Origin of the sequence: Johnsonella ignava ATCC 51276 (assembly GCF_000235445.1) — a bacterium.
Classification (GTDB): domain Bacteria; phylum Bacillota; class Clostridia; order Lachnospirales; family Lachnospiraceae; genus Johnsonella; species Johnsonella ignava.
In genome coordinates, this window is sequence record NZ_JH378831.1 from 253,547 (window position 1) to 272,700 (window position 19,154).

Genomic DNA, 19,154 nt, shown 5'->3' on the forward strand with positions numbered 1-19,154 from the left:
TAAAAAATGTATTTTCCCCCCACATCATCTATTATTATTATATAATAGTATGTTAGTGTTTGCTAACTGTCAAGTGGTTTTATCAACTTTTTTCACTAAAAATTATATATATTTTAAAAAATCTTTTACATCGGTTTTATATTTTTAACATTAATTGCATATACAATATTATATAAAAAACAGGAGCCGACATTTGCAAAGACCGTATAAGTAATCGATCTGAGCTTTTGTCAGCCCCTATTTTAAATTAAGTATTTTTTATATATGCAAATTATTTGTTTTTACAGGCAACAAAGCCATATAACAAACTTAACTGCAATACCGCCTCTGTTATATAACTATAACGGCAACAGTATTAATACCTTTATGAGTATAAGTCCACAAGCTTCTCAAGATAAGCAAATCTCTCTTTTGCATTATCCTCGTTCTGTTTAAAGAGTCTTTCAGCCCTTGCAGGATCTTTAAGTGCAAGTGAAGCATAACGCACCTCACCTTTAAGAAATTCCTGATAATCTCCCGTAGGAGCCTTTGAATCAAGTGTAAACTTCTTCTGTGCAGCAGGATTAAATCTGAAATTATGCCAATATCCCGCTTCAACTGCAAGCTTCTCCTCAGTCATCGCTTTGCCCATGCCCTTTTTAATACCATGTGCTATACATGGAGCATATGCAATTATAAGCGAAGGTCCGGGATATGCCTCAGCTTCCGATATGGCTTTAACAGTCTGTGCATAATCAGCACCCATAGCAATCTGTGCAACATATACGTAGCCATAGCTCATAGCTATACTTGCAAGATCCTTTTTCTTTACACATCCTTGCCGCCTGCGGCAAACTGTGCTATTGCACCTGTTTTAGTTGATTTTGAGGACTGTCCGCCTGTATTTGAATAAACTTCGGTATCAAATACAAATATATTTACATCACGACCGCTTGCTATAACATGGTCAAGACCTCCAAAACCTATATCATATGCCCAACCGTCGCCTCCAAATATCCACTGGCTTTTCTTGGCAAGCATATCCTGATTTTCAAGAAGATCCTTTACAAGAGGATTGTCTATACCGCTTATTGCTTTTACAAGTTTTTCAGATGCCGCACCATTTTCAGCACCTACAAGGAATGTATCAAGATAATTGCGGCAGGCTTCCTTTACTTCCTCCGAAACATCCTCAGTCATAAGCTTTTCAACCTTTGATTTAAGCCCCTGCCTCATAGCATCATGAGCAAGAGACATACCGAATCCAAATTCGGCATTATCTTCAAAAAGTGAGTTTGACCATGCCGGACCTTTTCCGTTATCTTTTACAGTATAAGGTGTTGACGGTGAAGAATTGCCCCATATTGAAGAACATCCTGTAGCATTGGCAATATACATCCTGTCGCCGAAAAGCTGTGTTATAAGTTTTGCATACGGTGTTTCACCACAGCCTGCACATGCTCCTGAGTACTCAAGAAGCGGCTTTTTAAACTGTGAACCCTTAACCGTTGTCTCCTTAAATTTAGATATTACATCAGGTTTTTCAGGCAGTTTAACCGTATAATCAAAGAACCTCTGAGTATCTTCATTCTCTGCCATATTTTTCATAACAAGTGCTTTCTTTTGCTCTCCGGTCTCCTTATCTTTTTTACCCGGACATACATTTGCACATGAGCTGCATCCCGTACAGTCAAGTGCGGAAACCGTTACGGCAAATTTATACCCCGGCATACCGTTAAGAGCAAGACTTTGCATTCCTTCCGGTGAGTTTTTAGCTTCATCATCGGTAAGTGCAACAGTCCTTATAACTGCATGGGGACATACATAAGAACAAAAACCGCATTGTATACAGTTATCACTATCCCATACAGGTATATTTACTGCAATACCTCTCTTTTCAAATGCGGCGGTACCGCTAGGTGAAGTTCCGTCTATATAATCGGCAAATGCGGAAACAGGAAGACTGTTGCCCTCATGTGCATTTACAGCAGCCTGTATATTATTTACAAAGTCAATTACTTCTTTCCTGCCATCAGTTGCAGGTCTAAAATCAAGACCTTCATCTTTGCAGTCTTTCCAATGCTCAGGTACATTTACCTTTACAACCTTCTTTGCACCTGCGTCTATTGCCGCCCAGTTCTTCTTTACAACATCCTCACCCTTACGACCATAGGTTTTTTGTGCTGCCTGCTTCATAAGGTCAATTGCCTTTTCCTCGGGAATTATCTTTGCAATCTGGAAAAAAGCGGACTGAAGTATGGTATTAATCCTTGTAGCTCCCATTCCGGTCTCTACACCTATCTTAACACCGTCAATTGTATAAAAGTTAATATTATGATCGGCTATATACTTTTTAACCTGTCCGGGAAGCTTATTTTCAAGTTCCTTTTCATCCCAGGGGCAGTTAAGAAGGAAACTTCCTCCGTCAACAAGCTCCTGAACCATGTTAAATTTCCTTATATATGCAGGATTATGGCATGCCACAAAATTCGCTTTACTTATAAGATAAGTTGATTTTATAGGCTTATGTCCGAATCTAAGATGTGAAACCGTAACACCGCCTGATTTTTTTGAATCATAATCAAAGTACGCCTGTGCATACATGTCGGTGTTATCACCTATAATTTTTATCGAGTTTTTATTTGCACCTACCGTACCGTCAGCACCAAGTCCCCAGAACTTACAGTTTTTTGTACCCTCCGGTGTAGTGATAAGAGGCTTGCCCGTTTCAAGAGACAGATGGGTTACATCATCAACTATGCCCACTGTAAATCTTTTTTTCTCAGTGTTTTTAAACACTGCAACCATCTGTGCAGGTGTTGTGTCCTTTGAGCTGAGTCCGTAACGTCCTGAAAATACCTGAACATTATGAAATTTAGTATCTCTTAAAGCTGCAACTACATCAAGATAAAGCGGCTCTCCAAGTGCTCCGGGTTCTTTTGTTCTGTCAAGTACCTGAATTCTCTTAACGCTATCCGGTATAGCATCTATAAACGCCTGTACATTAAAAGGTCTGTAAAGTCTTACTTTAACTACTCCAACCTTTTCTCCATTAGCTATAAGATAATCTATTGTTTCTTCTATTGTGTCATTAACAGAACCCATAGCAACTATGATTGTCTCGGCATCAGGTGAACCGTGATAATTAAACAGTTTATAATCTGTACCTATCTTGGCATTTATCTTATCCATATATTCCTGCACTATCGCCGGAAGTGCATCATAATAAGGATTACATGCCTCTCTCGCCTGGAAGAAAACATCAGGATTTTGTGCTGAGCCTCTTTGAACCGGATGCTCCGGATTAAGAGCATGTCTTCTAAATGCGTTTACTGCATCAAAATCTGTCATCTCTTTAAGATCTGCATAATCCCAAGCCTCAATTTTCTGAATCTCATGTGAAGTTCTAAATCCGTCAAAAAAATTTATAAAAGGTATCTTGCCTTTAATAGCTGCAAGATGTGCTACCGGGGTAAGATCCATAACTTCCTGTACTGATGAGCTGCAAAGCATCGCGCATCCTGTTTGACGACAGGCATATACATCCGAATGATCTCCAAATATACTGAGCGCATGTGTTGCAACCGTTCTTGCAGATACATTAAATACACCCGGGAGAAGCTCTCCCGCTATTTTATAGAGATTAGGGAGCATGAGCAAAAGTCCCTGTGAAGCTGTATAAGTTGTTGTAAGTGCACCTGCTGCCAATGAACCGTGTACCGCACCCGCAGCACCTGCCTCTGACTGCATCTCCGTTACTTTTACCGTTTGACCGAAGATATTTTCCCTTCCTTCGGTCGCCCATTCATCAGTATGTTCAGCCATAACTGATGATGGAGTTATAGGATAAATAGCCGCAACATCAGTAAATGCGTATGATGCGTGAGCAGCGGCCTGATTTCCATCCATGGTTTTCATTTTTCTATTAGCCATATTTACACCTCCTACTTACATGTTAGCATTTTAAAAAAAATAAAATCCTTACTTTAATTATAATCATTAGATAAAAAAAAGCAATTGATAAAAGATATCTATTGTGTATTATTCTAAGAACAATCCGTATTATACAGTTTTAATAAAAATTAGTAACATTGGTTAATTTTATTATTTTTATATTCATATCTATATTTTTATACAAAATATATACTTTAAATTTACTTTATTAATATTAATTCATATATTTTTACCAAATTATATATTTATAAATAAAAATATACTCCCGAATTTTTCTAAGGCATACATAACTGTTTAAATCTAAATAAAATACAGCAATAATGATATCTGCCTTTTGGTTATGTAAAAAAGCGATCCGGTCAATTTAATTAAACTGACCAAACCGCTTTTTATTATACAATATTAATCTCAATACAACTTATATACACATCATACCGGTTTTTAATTGTTCGGATTTAACGGTGCTATAGTTTCCTCAGTGGTTTCAGTTGCTCCCTGTGAACGCTGTGTAGTTGAGGAGGCTTTAGCTGATGAAGTTTTTGCACCTGATGAATCCTTTGTATGCTTTGAAGAGCTTCCCGGTTCTCCTGATGATGATTTTGTTGTAGTTTCTCCGGGTCTTGTTGCCGAACTCGAACTCGTCTTTGAACCGTCCGGACGACTTTCAATTGTCTCTGAATCGGAGCTTGAACTTGATTTTGAAGATTTTGAAGCTTTCTTGGCGGTCAAAGAGGTATTGGCATTTCCTGAAGCCGCTGATCCCTGATTTGATTTCGGAGGAGCCGTTGCAGCAGTATTTCTCTTTATAATAGGACCTTTGCCCTTATAAGTGCTGTTATGAAAAAATTCACTTGAAATAACTTCATTGCCCTTTTTCTTTATAAGTTTAGTCTCCCAACGACTTCCTTTTGTCGCCGGCTTGATTTCCCTTGATTCACCCATTGGAAGACTGTCATCTTCTTCATATTGGATTACTGAATCGTCATTTTCGGAAATCTTTTTAGACTCCATACTTATCTTAACACCCTCCTCAAGTATAGGCATACCGACTATGGATACGGAAAGCTTCTGTTCTACAAGTTTTGCCCTTATGGCTATAGCTGTACTTGAATTATTTTTAAATTTCATATCAGGACCGGCATAGCCGTCATAGCTTACCATAGCATCCTCTCCGGGAGTACAGTATGTAGGCTCAAATGTATGTGCATGACGTTCAGTAGTTTCAAGCCCTGAAAACACCACCGCATTATATAATGTTGACGACACCTGACATACACCGCCTCCGGGTTCTTCAATTAAAACTCCGTCAAGATATGCACCTGCCGGTTTATATCCTCTTTCAAGAGTCCTGTTGCCTGTAGCGTTATTAAATGAAAATTCTTCGCCAGGAGGTATTATAACCCCGTCAATAGCCTGTGCCGCAAGACTTATATTTGTATTTCTGTCTTTATTCTGTGTAGTATTTGTAGTAAAAGTACCTATAACTTTATACATTGCCTTTGCCTGTTCTTTTGTGATTTCAGGCGTTATAACTTCAGAATTTGCAGTAATTACAGTATTGAAATTCTTTGATTCAAGTGCCGATTTTATATCCTGTGTAAGTTTTGTTTCATCAATTTTAAGCCCATTCTGTTCATCATCATACAAAAACTCTCCACTTTCTTTATTAAATCCCGCTATAGAACCATTTTTAGCAGCTACATTCCATTTCTGTGCCATGGCTGCGACTTCCGCCGCAATCTCATTATCAAGACCTGTAAATTTAAGTGTGTAGTTCTCCTCGGCAGCACCTGAATATATCTGATCAAGCAGATTATCAACCGTCGGCTCAACCATGTTTTTTAATGTATATTCGCCATCTGCCGAGCTGCTTCCACTTAATCTCACTTTCATATTCCATGTATAAGTTCTTAATATCGCAGCTCTCGCCTGAGCCTTTGACATACCTGAGATAGGTATGCTGTCAACAAATACCTGCTCTTTAAGTATCTTTTCAGTTGAAGATGCCGCTTCACTTTCTTTTTTTGCACCTTTGCCAACTCCTGCTATAACTGCTCTTATGCCGATTATAATGCATATTAACACAATAAGCAGTCCGCCGCCAAAAATTGCAATTTTTTTATAATCCCACTCCGACTGATTAGAATTTTTTCTTTTAGGCCGGTCTGTACGGTTACTCCCCGAACCTGCAAGTCTGTACCTTGTATTTCTTTTAATAGCCATTTTCTAAACCTCTTAAATACTTACTGCATATGAAGCAGAGCAGTTATAATAAGCTCTCTTCTGAAACGTTATATGATATAAATATTACCTGTGAATGTATATTTTAAGATATTTTAAAGTCCTTACTCTTTATTTGTACATTACACAGGTTGTCGTTGCTAAGTATAGCATAACTTATATATACTTGCCAATGTATCTTTTATGTTTTTAATGATAATTTTATGCCTTTGCTTGCAATCCGAACCACAGTTATGCTATCCTAAATAAAAAAGGAGATAACTTCGCTATGCCTGAATATATCGACCTGCATACTCACACAAATGCCTCAGACGGAACTCTTAGTCCGGCAGAACTTGTACAACTGGCGAAAAAATCAGGGCTTGCTGCAGTTGCCGTAACAGATCATGATACTATGGACGGTGTAGAAGAAGCAGCCCAAACGGCATTTAATCTCAATATAAGATTTATTCCCGGAGTTGAAATGGGTGCCGTTTATAAAGAAAAAGAAATCCATCTGCTTGGCTACCTCCTCAAAACGCCTGCCGCATCTATCTCAAATTCAGTAAATCCAATAAAAGATATTATAAATCTTCCTACAGCGGGGATATATAATGATCTTTATGAATTTGCACATAATAGAGATTTAAGAAATGATGAGATATTAAAACGCCTTGCAGCGGACAATATAATACTTGATAAAAAAGAACTTTATTTCGATAATCCCAAAACACAGATAACAAGGGCACATTTTGCCAGACTTATGATTAAAAAAGGCTATGTCAAGGATATAAAACAAGCCTTTTCCTCCTATCTTGTATACAACGGCAAATATATCCCTCCAAAAACTACTGATGTAGCAAAGGTTATGAACTTTTTTAATAAATATAATTTTTTCACATCGCTTGCACATCCGATACAATACAACTTTTCAAATAAAGAACTTGAACAGCTTATATTATATCTGAAGAACCTTGGACTGTCAGGTATAGAAGTACATCATTCAAGCCATAATCTTGCCGATATTATGAAATTAAAAAAATACGCCCTGAAATACAGGCTTTATCCAACAGGAGGATCTGATTTTCATGGAGAGAACAAGCCTGATATAATGATAGGAAAGGGCTACGGAGGGCTTAAAATTCCTATATCCGTTTTATATGATATGGAAAAATCATATACTATATAATTCAAAAAACTGCGATACATTTAAATAACATTATCTGAAATTTATAAAAATCTACAAGTTAAGTATAAAATAAAGCTGCAGCAAACAGGATAAAATTACCTGTTTTTTGCAGCCTTATTTTTATAATCATTTATTATTTTACAACAATATTTACAATTTTATTTGGAACATAGATTTCCTTTACTACCGCCCCATCAAGTTTACCGGCCGATTCAAGAGCTTTCTTTGCCTGCGATAAAATATCATCTTTTGTAATTTCGGCAGGCACCTTTATAACAATCTTTGTCTTTCCATTTATCTGTACCGGTATATCAAGCACGTCATCTTTCATCCTTTCCTCGTCATATACCGGCCAGGATTGCTTAAATACCGAGTCTGCACCGCCAAGCAGGCTCCAGATTTCTTCACCTATATGCGGTGCAAACGGAGCAAGAAGGATTGTAAAGGTTTTTAACGTTTCCGAATCTATTCCCCCCTCTTTTTTGGCAATATCAATAAATTTATTATTATATTCCATAAAACCGGCTATTACGGTATTTAAACCGAAGGAACGAAACCTGTGATCAATATCGGAAACAAGCCTGTTTCTAAGCCTTATCATCTCATCAGTAGCTTTTATATCTTTTCCAAGTGAATCTGAAACAAGATTCCAAAATTTATTTAAAAATCTTGAAACTCCCTCTATACCTCTGTCATCCCATTCTGCATCAAGGTCAGGAGGTCCTACAAAGAGCTCATACATACGCAGAGCATCACAGCCATAATCTCTGACAAGCTCATCAGGGGATACAACATTTCCCTTTGATTTACTCATCTTAACACCATTTTTCCCTGTAATCATCCCCTGATTAAAAAGCTTTTTAAACGGTTCTTCAATATCAACCACACCTATATCATAAAGAAATTTTGTATAAAATCTTGCATAAAGCAAATGCAGTACGGCATGTTCAACACCTCCTATATACATATCAACCGGAAGGTATTTATTTGCCTTTTCTTTTGATACAAGCTCTGTATTGTTATGATTGTCAACATAACGCAGAAAATACCAGCTTGAACCTGCCCACTGCGGCATAGTATTGGTTTCACGCTTTGCAGCTTCTCCACATACCGGACATTTTGTATTTACCCAATCATGAATATCTGCAAGAGGCGACTCACCCGTACCGGTAGGCTGATACTTTTCAACATTTGGAAGCAGAAGCGGAAGCTCCTCTTCAGGCACCGGAACATTGCCGCACTTAGGGCAGTGTATTATAGGTATGGGCTCTCCCCAGTATCTCTGACGTGAAAATACCCAGTCCCTTATCTTATAATTAACCGTTTTTTTACCATAACCGAGCTTTTCCATGATATGCGGAGCCTCTTCTTTAACTTCAGAGGCTTTCCTTCCGTTCCAGTCCCCTGAATTTATCATAACTCCGCCCATATCAGTATATGCCTGTTCAAGTTCAGCTTCCTGCTTTCCGTCAGGTGATATAACCTGAACTATAGGAATATCAAATTTCTTTGCAAACTCAAAGTCCCTTTCATCATGTGCAGGAACACACATAATTGCACCTGTACCATAATCGGCAAGTACATAATCTGAAAGCCAAATCGGGATTTTTTTATTATTTATAGGATTTATTGCATAGCTTCCTGTAAATACGCCTGTCTTTTCTTTTGACTGCATTCTGTCGACATTGGACTTCATAGAAGCTTCAAATATATACTTATCAACCGCCTCTTTATTTTCCTTTGAAGCAATGCCTGCTGAAAGAGCATGTTCAGGTGAAAGTACCATAAATGTAGCACCGTAAAGCGTATCAGGTCTTGTAGTATAAACCTTTATAGTGTCGCTGCTGCCGTCAATCTTAAAATCAATTTCAGCACCATATGACTTGCCTATCCATTCGCTCTGCATCTTTTTAACCTTTTCAGGCCAATCGAGTTTATCAAGGTCATTTAAAAGCCTGTCGGCATACGCAGTTATTTTAAGCATCCACTGACGGAGGTTCTTCTTTTCAACCTTGGTTCCACAGCGTTCACATTCTCCGCCTATAACCTCTTCATTTGCAAGTCCTGTCTTACATGAAGGGCACCAGTTTATAGGAAACTCCTTTTCATAAGCAAGCCCCTCTTTAAACATCTTAACAAATATCCACTGTGTCCATTTATAGTAATCGGGATCAGTGGTATTAACCTCCATATCCCAGTCATAGATGGCGGCTATCTCTTCTATCTGCCTTTTTATATTTACAATATTTTCTTCGGTTGATTTTGCAGGGTGAACTCCCATATTTATGGCATAATTTTCAGCAGGAAGTCCAAAAGCATCCCATCCCATAGGATGTATTACATAATGCCCTTTAAGAAGCTGATATCTGCTCCACACATCGGAGATTACATAGCCTCGCCAATGTCCTACATGAAGCCCCGAACCTGAAGGATACGGGAACATATCAAGACAGTAATATTTCTCTCTTTTTCCGTCATTGACATTAACAGGATGATCTTTCCAGATCTTTCTCCATTTTTTTTCAACAACACTGTGGTTATATTGTGCAGCCATATTATTTTCCTCCATCTTATCTTTTAATTAATGCCCGGCATACCTTTAGCTATGGTATGCCGGGCAGCAATAAAACTCTACTTAAAATATAAAGTTTTTTATTTCGCTAGAATATAGCATATCTAAAGCATATATGTCAATAACTGAATTTAAAAACAATGTATAAACTATCTGACAGATTTAAACTTTATTAGATATTACATACTTACTCTAAATACATTATATTTACTTTTTTATCTCACACAGCCTTTTTTTAAGAAGTGTGTTTCTATTTACTACATCAGTATTTGCAACCGAGTAAAATAAAGCATTTTTGCTCCCTATAATTATAAGTATTTTTTTTGCTCTTGTAATACCCGTATATATAAGATTTCTGTGCAGCATCAAATAGTGCTGCATTAATACAGGAATTACTACTATTGGATATTCAGAACCCTGTGCCTTATGTATAGTTGCGGCATATGCCAGCACAATCTCATCAAGCTCGGAAACATCATACTCAACTCTCCTGCCGTCAAAATTTATTTCAAGTGTTTTATCTTCAAAATCAATATTTTCTATAATTCCTATATCACCGTTATATACCTCTTTGTCATAATTATTTCGTATTTGCATGACCTTGTCATGCTTTTTATATATACTCCCGCTTCTTTTTATACCGGCACCTCCGGGGTTTACAGCAGCCTGCAATGCCTGATTCAGATTTTGTGCTCCAATCACACCTTTTTGCATAGGAGTAAGTACCTGTATATCTCCTGAAGATACTTTATAATATGAAGGAAGTTTCAAACTTACCAGTTCAACTATATTTTTAAGAACTTCCTCAGGTATATCCTTTTCAATAAAAAAGAAATCACTGCTCTTCCCGTTTGAAATATCAGGCGATTCACCTTTATTTATCCTGTGTGCATTTAATACAATGCGGCTGTTTTTTGCCTGTCTAAATATTTTTTCCAGTCTTACAACCTTAAAACTGCCCGAATCTATAAGATCACACAGTACATTACCTGCCCCTACACTAGGCAATTGGTCGGTATCACCTATAAATACTATATTCATATTATCCGGCACAGCCTTAAGCAGGTTATACATAAGTATAAGATCTATCATTGAACACTCGTCAATTATTAGAACATCTCCAGAAAGAGGATTTTCTTCATTTTTTTTATATCCGTTCGGAGGTTTTACCTCTAAAAGACGATGTATTGTCTTTGCCTCCATGCCTGTGGCTTCGGAAAGCCTCTTTGCAGCTCTTCCGGTCGGTGCTGCAAGAAGTATCCTTGCCCCTGCAAGTTTAAAAGCGGTGATAATGCCTAAAGTTACCGTAGTTTTACCGGTCCCTGGACCGCCTGTAAGTATAATTATCTTATTTATCAGTGCCATATATACCGCTTCAAGCTGAACCGGATCATAGCAGATATTTGTTTTTTCCTTAATCAGGAATTCAAGCCTTTTTAAGATAGCAGGCTCTGTTTTGTCTGAGCCTAAAAGGCGGTCTATATAACAAACCGGGTTCTCTTTGTTTTCACTGATTTTTTTCAGCCTTCTGACACAGCCTGTTTCAGAAAAATAAAATGGCGGCAGATATATCGCCTTTTCTTCATGCCCATTTGTCTTAACATCCCCTAAACTCTCAGTGATTACATCTTTTGTACGTATCATCTCGTCAAGTGTCATTGAAAGCAGATTTTCATCAACATCAAGCATTTTTGCACCTGATTCAACCAGCATTTCCCTGCATGCATAGCAATGACCGTCCTCAGCAAGTCTGTTAAGTGTATATATCAGACCGCTGCGCAGCCTTACATACTTTTCATGTTCAAAACCCATCTTTGATGCTATTATATCAGCGGTTCTAAAGCCTATTCCTCTTATCTCATCAGCAAGTCTATAAGGATTCTCATTTACTATATCAATACTTTCATTGCCATACTGTTTATATATCTTAGTCGCATGCCCTGTGCTGACATCATGATTTTTTAAAAAAAGCATTATATTTTTAATTTCCTTTTGCTGTATCCAACTTTTTTTAATCTGTTCAACACGCATCTTTCCTATGCCGGGTACATTCAAAAGTTCATCAGGTTTTTCCTCTATTATGCTGAGAGTATCTTTTCCGAAATATGCTGTAATCTTTTTTGCAAATCTGGGACCTATTCCTTTTATAAGACCGCTGCCAAGATATTTTTCTATACCAAAAACCGTAGCAGGCAGCATCTCTTCATAATTTTCTATTGAAAACTGTTTCCCGTATTTTGAATCTATACGCCAGTTTCCTCCAAGCTTCAGTACACTTCCTACATATACCTCATTCATACATCCGACTGCCACTATAAGCTCTTTATAGCCCGCCGCACGACATTTTATAACATAGTATCCGTTTTCCTCATTATAGTATGTAATTCTTTCAATCACACATCTCAGATATTCCAAATTAACCCCCCTATAAAACGAAGTATAAAAAGCGGTGAAATTTATAATATCATTATATTACATATATCTAAAATACTGCAAGTCCTGCTATATACCATGCAAAGAGATTTTTGCATGTTTTAGTTTTTCGGTCTAATTATACTTTAAATATATCTATTACGAAATTATTTGTCTAAAGCCTTTATAGGATATAATATTTAAAATTATACACTAAAAAAGAGGCTTCACCCAGATAAATCAATCATCTAAAGCGACAGCCTCTTTTAAGTTTATATTCATACAGATTATGTATGTTGCATATATAGCTTTCTAAAGATCTTACCGAATAAAAGATATGGTTCTTTAGAATTCCACCGGAAATTCTAAAGATTTTATTTTCATAAAACCAATATCACTTCCAGTGGAACAAAAACCGGTGATGACTTAGAACAAGTCTTCGGTTTTCAGAAAGCATCTAAAAACTAAAGCCTTTAAAAACCTATCTGACTATATGAACCACTGGACACAGTATATCATATTTACTATATAAATAAACCGTAAAAATAGTAAAATAATTAAATACTACAAAATATAGTTGTAATTAAGTGTATTTGGTTGTTTTTTGTAGCTATTCGGTGTTTATTCCGCCTAAAACACATAAAATATGCAAAAAAGATATTCTGCTAATACTGGTTAAGCCCTTTTAGAAATTCCTTTATAGTCAATACCTGCTTTTTTTGCCTGTTCATGCTGGTAGATGCGTTTTATTTTATAAACCCTTCCGTCTTTTCTAAATAACGCTCCTGTCTGTCTGAAATTAAAACTGACATTATATTTTATGCACTGCTTCCTTGTATTTAACACCCATTCAAAATCACAGAGCCTTGCACTTTCTCCGGATTCACCACCACATAAAACCATCTCAATTTCGCCTTCTTTAAGGTATTTTTCAATATCAACACTTTCAAGCATAGGTTCATGTATTATATATTTATGCCTGATCGGAAGGTGTATAAATAAAGGAAGCCTGTAATCTGCCATTTTTTGATTTTCACATGTACACATTATTGATACATTATCATAACCCTCTCCCCAATCCCACGGTATACAATGCATAAAACGGTGGATTCTTTTTGTTATTATAATGAAATTCAAATCCCTTCTTAAACGCATCATATTCCATGCCTCATCACGCCATGAGTCGGCTTGTTCGAGAAAAAAGTCTGAAGTCATACATGTAAATACATCTCCATATTCGCTTACAAGCTTATATTCCCTGTTCCTTTTTCTTTTTAAGGGAAGATTAAAATCATTTGTCTTTGCAATTACACTGCTGTCTTTTCCAAACTGTGAATCACGGCGATATACATAGCAGTTTTTACAGCCTTCGCTTATCTTTATACATCCATGCCACGGATTCCAGACGGGCATATAAACCTCCTAAACTTACAATTAATAAGAATATGCCTGCTAAAATTTCATAAGCTGTGTATGCCATAACTCTAATTACGATTAATAAAACTTTCCATGATAATCTCAATATCAGTCCTATCATCCCTTCTCCTTATAGCAGCCTTTACATCCCTTATATAATCTGTAATTATACCGTCAACATCGGAATCTACAAATCTTTCCATTGAGCTTTTTGAATTTACTGTCCAGACATATGATTTTTTACCGGCTCTATGTATTATATGCACTTTTTCAGGTGTCGCTTCTCTCTCCTCCATTATAAGTACATCAGCCCTTATATCAGATATTTTACCAAGCACAAAGAAATATAAAAAACCTGTCTGTATTTCCGGATATTTATCCTCAATATAATTTACAAGTTTATAACTTGATACCAGTATAACCACATCTTTTTCCATATCTCTGGCTTTAACCATAGCTATAACGTCATCTGCCATCTTTGTATCAGCCGTCTTTCCCTTAAGTTCAAGAAAGAGACCTATCTTTCCCTTGGCAGTATCAAGAAACTCCTCAGGTGTTGCAACCTTCTGTGCCTGCCCGGCTATATTAAACTTATCCTTAATCCTGAGTTTTGATATCTCTTCAATGGTCATATCCTTTGGAGCCTTTTTAACACCGGTAAGTCTTTTAAATGTCCTGTCATGATTAATTATATAATACCCGTCTTTTGTTCTTTGTATATCAGTCTCACTCCATGCCACTCCCTCTTCTATAGCAGCTTCAAGCCCTGCAATGGAATTTTCTGCAGCAAGATTGCCTCCGCCTCGATGTGCAACTATATCAATTTCCTTATGTTTTCTATAAATATCATCAAAGTTTACACCTGAATCCCATGCAACAAGAAAATTCAAAGCTATAATTGATAGAAACAAAATTATAAAACATACTTTTGTTGTTAGTTTTACTCTGAAAAAAGCCTCATCGCCCAGCCTGTCCGCCTTTACATTCATTACTATACTTACCGGCAACCCGTCCTTTTCATTATACCTGTAAAATAAAACTGTAAGTCTAAAGCATATAAACGGTACTGTCATTAGTGCTATAAACGTTGAAAACTCACCTACAAGCATTATTCCCATGATTGTCCAGACTCTGGTCTGCAAAAGCGATATTGAAAGCATATGTGCAGGAAGCACTGTCAGTCCCATTATAACAGCTACCACTCCTGAAATAAATAATGTCATTATAATTATCTGCAGTAAAAAATCTATTAAAAATTCCTTCCAGTGCTTTTTCATAAGGTTTGAAGCATTTCTCAAACCTTCTCCTATTCTGTTTCCAAGTATAAGTATATAGTGAAATAAAAATATATACCTAAGGCTTACAAATAATGAACCTGCTATTATAGTATAATAAATAATCGTATAAAGTCTGTTTCCGAAGATTACACTTGTTATAAATTTAGGTATCTGAAAATCTTCCATAGGCGATATTGCAAGTCCGATACCTGCCAGCGGTACTACTGCCGCAACATACAGAATTATAAGTATCCCTGAAGGTCTTAAAAACGATTTAAGGGATTTAATTCCTGCAATAAGCATATTACGTGCAGTCATCTTTATACGTTTTTCTTTTATTAATGCACTCATTATTATAAAGCCGTTTATATCAGTCCCTATAAGGAAAATAACCAGTACTATACCTAAAATAAGGGCTCCGACCCCTTGAAAACTAAGTAAAAATCTTTTATAGTCGCCACTTGATATAGTGCTTCTGCCTGAAGCCCTTATAAGGTAATTTAAAATAGCTGAAGATATATTAAAAACTGCTGCAAGAAGCAGACCTTTTGTTATTATCTGATATTTTGTATAGAGCCATGCCACCCTGCCGAACTCAGCTATTTTATTTTCCTTTTTTAATTCTCTAAGTCTTATTTTTTTTGCTTTTATTTTACTTATTAAAGTATCTGTTTTTTTTCTGCCATCTCCTGGATATTGTTCTGTTTTATTTGTTTTATCATCTGTATGTAAACTGTTATATTCAGGTGATTTACTATTTTTACCTCTATTTATTTCTTCCATTGTATTTTGCAAATAACCTCTGTTTTATTGTGTATATCTTTAATCCGTGAAATATTTTAGAATAAAACATTTTTTAAAAATTATATTATCCACAATAAATTTAATAATCTGCTCCTTAAATTTAAAAAACCCTGTTCTATAATATACGCAATACAGACAGTATATAAAAAAGAACAGGAAAGTGTTTGCTACTTGGGAATTATAGCATATGTAAGTAAAGAAAACAAATACTTTAAAACTTTATTGGCAAAGGTTATAATTATAAAAAACTGTAATATGGAGGAATAATGGCTTACAATGAGTTAATAAAGGATTTTGAAAAAATACGCAAATATATCCGTGAGTTTTATATCTATGGATTTAAAAGCCGCAGTGAATACAGTATAAAAAGCTCAAGATCCTATGATGACGAAAAGCGGCGTATGGAAAGCTGGCTCGGCAGGCATATGACATTTACAAGAACCTCAAAGGGAAAGATTGCAGCTATCTCTATAGACAGCCGGGCGTTCAGGCAGAATCCTCTATATAGAGCTTTAAAAACTGCAAGCTTTACTCCCAGGGATATAACACTTCATTTTATATTATTTGATCTGCTTTATACAGATTCCGAAAAGCTATGCCGCAATGAAATCCTTGATAAGATTAATGACTGTTATCTTAAAGATTTTAAAAATCCTATGGAATTTGATGATAAAACTCTGTTTAATAAACTTAAGGAATATATCTCATATGGATTTATAAATGCAGACAGAACTTCAAAACCTTTTAGCTATACAAGAACAGGCAGTGTAAACCTCTCATCTGCCATTGATGCGGTAAACTTCTTTTCCGAGGCTGCACCATGCGGTATAATAGGTTCTTTTATAAAGGATTTATTAAACTATGAATTATTTATAAAAAAGCTGATTTCAAAAAAATCAGTATATGTAGATAATGATGTATGTAAAACATTTAATGATAACTCCTGCTTAAAAATATCAGACTCTGCAAATACGACTTTAAAAAGCATATTTCTATTTAAACATCATTATATAACACAGGCACTTGACAGTGATATTCTTGCATCACTTTTTACGGCAATGCATGAAAAAAGCTTTGTAAGCTTTTCATATCATTCAGGTTCGGGAAACCCAAATAATATAGATAATATAGTACCAATCCGCATATATATAAGTGCACAAAGCGGCAGACAGCATCTCCTCGCCTACCGAAAACAAACAAAAAGAAGCTACTATTCATTTAGAATTGATTATATGTCCAAAGTTAAAATCACAGGGCGGTGTGAACAATTTGAACAGATACGCACCCGGTATAACCGGCTTAAGCCCTATATATGGGGGGTAAACTGTAAACGCTGTATAAAGTATCTTGAACATGTTGAATTTACAGTAGTTATAAATCCTGATGAAAATCACATACTCCACAGGCTTGAGCGTGAAAAGCGATGCGGAAATATATCTAAAATTGATGATACACATTATAAATTTTCAGCCGATATATTTGATACAAATGAGATAATCCCCTGGATAAGAACATTTATATGCAGGATTACACAGATTAATTTTTCAAACAGAAGCATTGAAAACAGATTTAAAAAAGATATTCAAAGCATGTATGAAATATATGGAATATAAATTTAGAATTGAGGATTTTACCATGATATTCAGTGAAATTTATTCAGTATATTATATTACTGCGGCTAAAATTGTCGCAGAGATTTTAAGCAATGGTTTAAGCAATGATAACAAAGATTGTTCAGACGGCGGTATTTCAGAAAGCGAACTTACAGATATTATAAATAAAAATGCTTTTTCAGAAAGTATTCTTGCCATACCTGAACTGCTGAATTCCGAAAAATGGCAGTTTATACAAAAAAACCAAAAAGAGTATATTACAATGCTTAAGAATTTTCCTTCAAGACCTCTAAGCCATCTTGAAAAACGCTGGCTTAAAGCTGTTCTTGAAGATCCACGCATAAAGCTTTTCAATATTGATATACCTGAACTTAGGAATACTATACCTCTTTTTACAAATGAGGATTATATGGTGTTTGATAAATATTCAGACGGAGATCCTTTCAATGATGAAGCTTATATAGAGCGCTTTAGACTTATTTCAAATGCCATACATTTAAAAAAACCTATTGAAATCGAATTTCTTAACAAGTATGCTCAGTGTAAAAAGGTATGCGTTTTCCCCCTGCGACTTGAATATTCTGCAAAAGATGATAAATTCAGACTTATTGTAAAAGGGCGCAATTTAAACTATTTTAATCTTGGCAGAATTACAAGCTGCAGCTTTTGCAGCAGCGAAAAAATATTAACACAAGGTATAAATGTCCGAAACAATAAAACAATTACTATAAGCATGGAAATAACCGACAGACGCAACGCTCTTGAAAGAGTAATGCTTCACTTTGCCCATTTTGATAAACATGCAAAAAAAATTGATGATGACCATTATATTATAGATGTAAAATGTTCAAAAAATGATGAGCTTGAGCTTGTAATAAGAGTACTGTCATTTGGACCATTTTTAAAGGTTATAGGTCCTGACAGCTTTATAGAACTTATACGAAAACGGCTTAAACTCCAGAAAGAACTTGGTCTCAGATAATTATTATAATTATCTTACGGCAAAATCTTATTTTCCGAACAGTATATAATAATATCTGTTAAATCCTGTCTTCTTTTAAATACTTTTTTGGCAGATATTTTAGATGCTGCCGTTTTTGTCCGTAATGAAAACACATACTTGAAAACCTATATACCTTGCTGTATAATGGGTAGACTGTGAAGTTGTGAAATACATAGCAGATAAAATATAATAGAAATTATAATAGATACATTATACCAGTTCTAAGGAAGTGAAACAGATTATTTATGAAAATATCAACCAAGGGACGTTATGCAATAAAAATCATGATAGACCTTGCTGAAAATCAGAAAGATGATTTTATACCTTTAAGAGATATAGCTTCCCGTCAGAATATATCTGAAAAATATCTTGAAAGCATCATAAAAATTCTGGTCAAAAATAAAATGCTTTTAGGTCTCAGAGGTAAAGGCGGCGGATATAAGCTTGTTAAAAATCCGGACACATATACCATTGCAGATATACTTAAAGTGTCTGAAGACAGCATAGCCTATATAGAAAGCTTTGAAGATGAAACAAATAGCACATCTTCATATAAAACAATTAAAATGTGGAATAAACTAAATTCATTAATTGATGAATATCTGAGCGGCATTACAATAGCAGACCTGATCTGTGAAGATCCCGGCAATGATTATGTAATATAATCAATATCCTTATTATATTTCAAAGGTCTAAGAATAGTGCCGCTTTTATA

9 protein-coding genes and 1 pseudogene are annotated in these 19,154 nt (G+C 35.7%); 4 read left to right on the top strand and 6 right to left on the bottom strand.

Annotated features, from left to right (window positions below; all coding sequences use genetic code 11):
* Positions 1 to 364: 364 nt before the first annotated feature.
* Positions 365 to 3,912, bottom strand: a pseudogene (gene nifJ / locus HMPREF9333_RS05565) (pyruvate:ferredoxin (flavodoxin) oxidoreductase).
* 462 nt (positions 3,913 to 4,374) lie between these two features.
* Positions 4,375 to 6,156, bottom strand: coding sequence for a VanW family protein (locus HMPREF9333_RS05570; RefSeq protein ID WP_005540482.1), 1,782 nt, complete (start codon positions 6,154 to 6,156; stop codon positions 4,375 to 4,377).
* A 286-nt stretch (positions 6,157 to 6,442) separates the two neighbouring features.
* Here HMPREF9333_RS05570 and HMPREF9333_RS05575 point away from each other — a divergent pair, with 286 nt between their 5' ends.
* On the top strand, positions 6,443 to 7,342 hold the full coding sequence (locus tag HMPREF9333_RS05575; protein ID WP_005540484.1) for a PHP domain-containing protein: 900 nt from the start codon (positions 6,443 to 6,445) through the stop codon (positions 7,340 to 7,342).
* Positions 7,343 to 7,475: 133 nt separating this feature from the next.
* Here HMPREF9333_RS05575 and leuS read toward each other — a convergent pair whose 3' ends face one another.
* The 4 genes from leuS to HMPREF9333_RS05595 all read right to left on the bottom strand — a co-directional run bounded on the left by leuS (position 7,476) and on the right by HMPREF9333_RS05595 (position 15,802).
* Complete coding sequence (leuS, locus tag HMPREF9333_RS05580) at positions 7,476 to 9,896, bottom strand: leucine--tRNA ligase (RefSeq protein WP_005540488.1); 2,421 nt, start codon at positions 9,894 to 9,896, stop codon at positions 7,476 to 7,478.
* A 225-nt stretch (positions 9,897 to 10,121) separates the two neighbouring features.
* The gene (recD2, locus tag HMPREF9333_RS05585; RefSeq protein ID WP_040882328.1) at positions 10,122 to 12,329 is read right to left on the bottom strand and encodes an SF1B family DNA helicase RecD2; all 2,208 of its coding nucleotides are present in this window, start codon (positions 12,327 to 12,329) and stop codon (positions 10,122 to 10,124) included.
* A 672-nt stretch (positions 12,330 to 13,001) separates the two neighbouring features.
* Positions 13,002 to 13,739 carry a DUF5131 family protein gene (locus HMPREF9333_RS05590; protein WP_005540490.1) on the bottom strand — a complete coding sequence of 246 codons (738 nt, stop codon included), beginning with the start codon at positions 13,737 to 13,739 and terminating at the stop codon, positions 13,002 to 13,004.
* Positions 13,740 to 13,810: 71 nt separating this feature from the next.
* On the bottom strand, positions 13,811 to 15,802 hold the full coding sequence (locus HMPREF9333_RS05595) for a glycerophosphodiester phosphodiesterase family protein (RefSeq protein ID WP_005540491.1): 1,992 nt from the start codon (positions 15,800 to 15,802) through the stop codon (positions 13,811 to 13,813).
* A 287-nt stretch (positions 15,803 to 16,089) separates the two neighbouring features.
* Here HMPREF9333_RS05595 and HMPREF9333_RS05600 point away from each other — a divergent pair, with 287 nt between their 5' ends.
* From HMPREF9333_RS05600 to HMPREF9333_RS05610, 3 genes are all read left to right on the top strand, one after another.
* Positions 16,090 to 17,436 carry a WYL domain-containing protein gene (locus tag HMPREF9333_RS05600; RefSeq protein WP_005540492.1) on the top strand — a complete coding sequence of 449 codons (1,347 nt, stop codon included), beginning with the start codon at positions 16,090 to 16,092 and terminating at the stop codon, positions 17,434 to 17,436.
* On the top strand, positions 17,426 to 18,418 hold the full coding sequence (locus HMPREF9333_RS05605) for a WYL domain-containing protein (RefSeq protein ID WP_242822317.1): 993 nt from the start codon (positions 17,426 to 17,428) through the stop codon (positions 18,416 to 18,418). Before HMPREF9333_RS05600 ends, HMPREF9333_RS05605 begins: the two co-directional genes overlap by 11 nt.
* A gap of 266 nt (positions 18,419 to 18,684) precedes the next feature.
* Positions 18,685 to 19,104, top strand: a complete 420-nt coding sequence (locus tag HMPREF9333_RS05610) for an RrF2 family transcriptional regulator (protein WP_005540494.1) — start codon at positions 18,685 to 18,687, stop codon at positions 19,102 to 19,104.
* Positions 19,105 to 19,154 lie beyond the last annotated feature (50 nt).

Coding starts and splice junctions, on each gene's coding strand:
- HMPREF9333_RS05570 (WP_005540482.1), bottom strand. CDS start 6,156: ATGGCTATTAAAAGAAATACAAGGTACAGACTTGCAGGTTCGGGGAGT.
- HMPREF9333_RS05575 (WP_005540484.1), top strand. CDS start 6,443: ATGCCTGAATATATCGACCTGCATACTCACACAAATGCCTCAGACGGA.
- leuS (WP_005540488.1), bottom strand. CDS start 9,896: ATGGCTGCACAATATAACCACAGTGTTGTTGAAAAAAAATGGAGAAAG.
- HMPREF9333_RS05590 (WP_005540490.1), bottom strand. CDS start 13,739: ATGCCCGTCTGGAATCCGTGGCATGGATGTATAAAGATAAGCGAAGGC.
- HMPREF9333_RS05595 (WP_005540491.1), bottom strand. CDS start 15,802: ATGGAAGAAATAAATAGAGGTAAAAATAGTAAATCACCTGAATATAAC.
- HMPREF9333_RS05600 (WP_005540492.1), top strand. CDS start 16,090: ATGGCTTACAATGAGTTAATAAAGGATTTTGAAAAAATACGCAAATAT.
- HMPREF9333_RS05605 (WP_242822317.1), top strand. CDS start 17,426: ATGGAATATAAATTTAGAATTGAGGATTTTACCATGATATTCAGTGAA.
- HMPREF9333_RS05610 (WP_005540494.1), top strand. CDS start 18,685: ATGAAAATATCAACCAAGGGACGTTATGCAATAAAAATCATGATAGAC.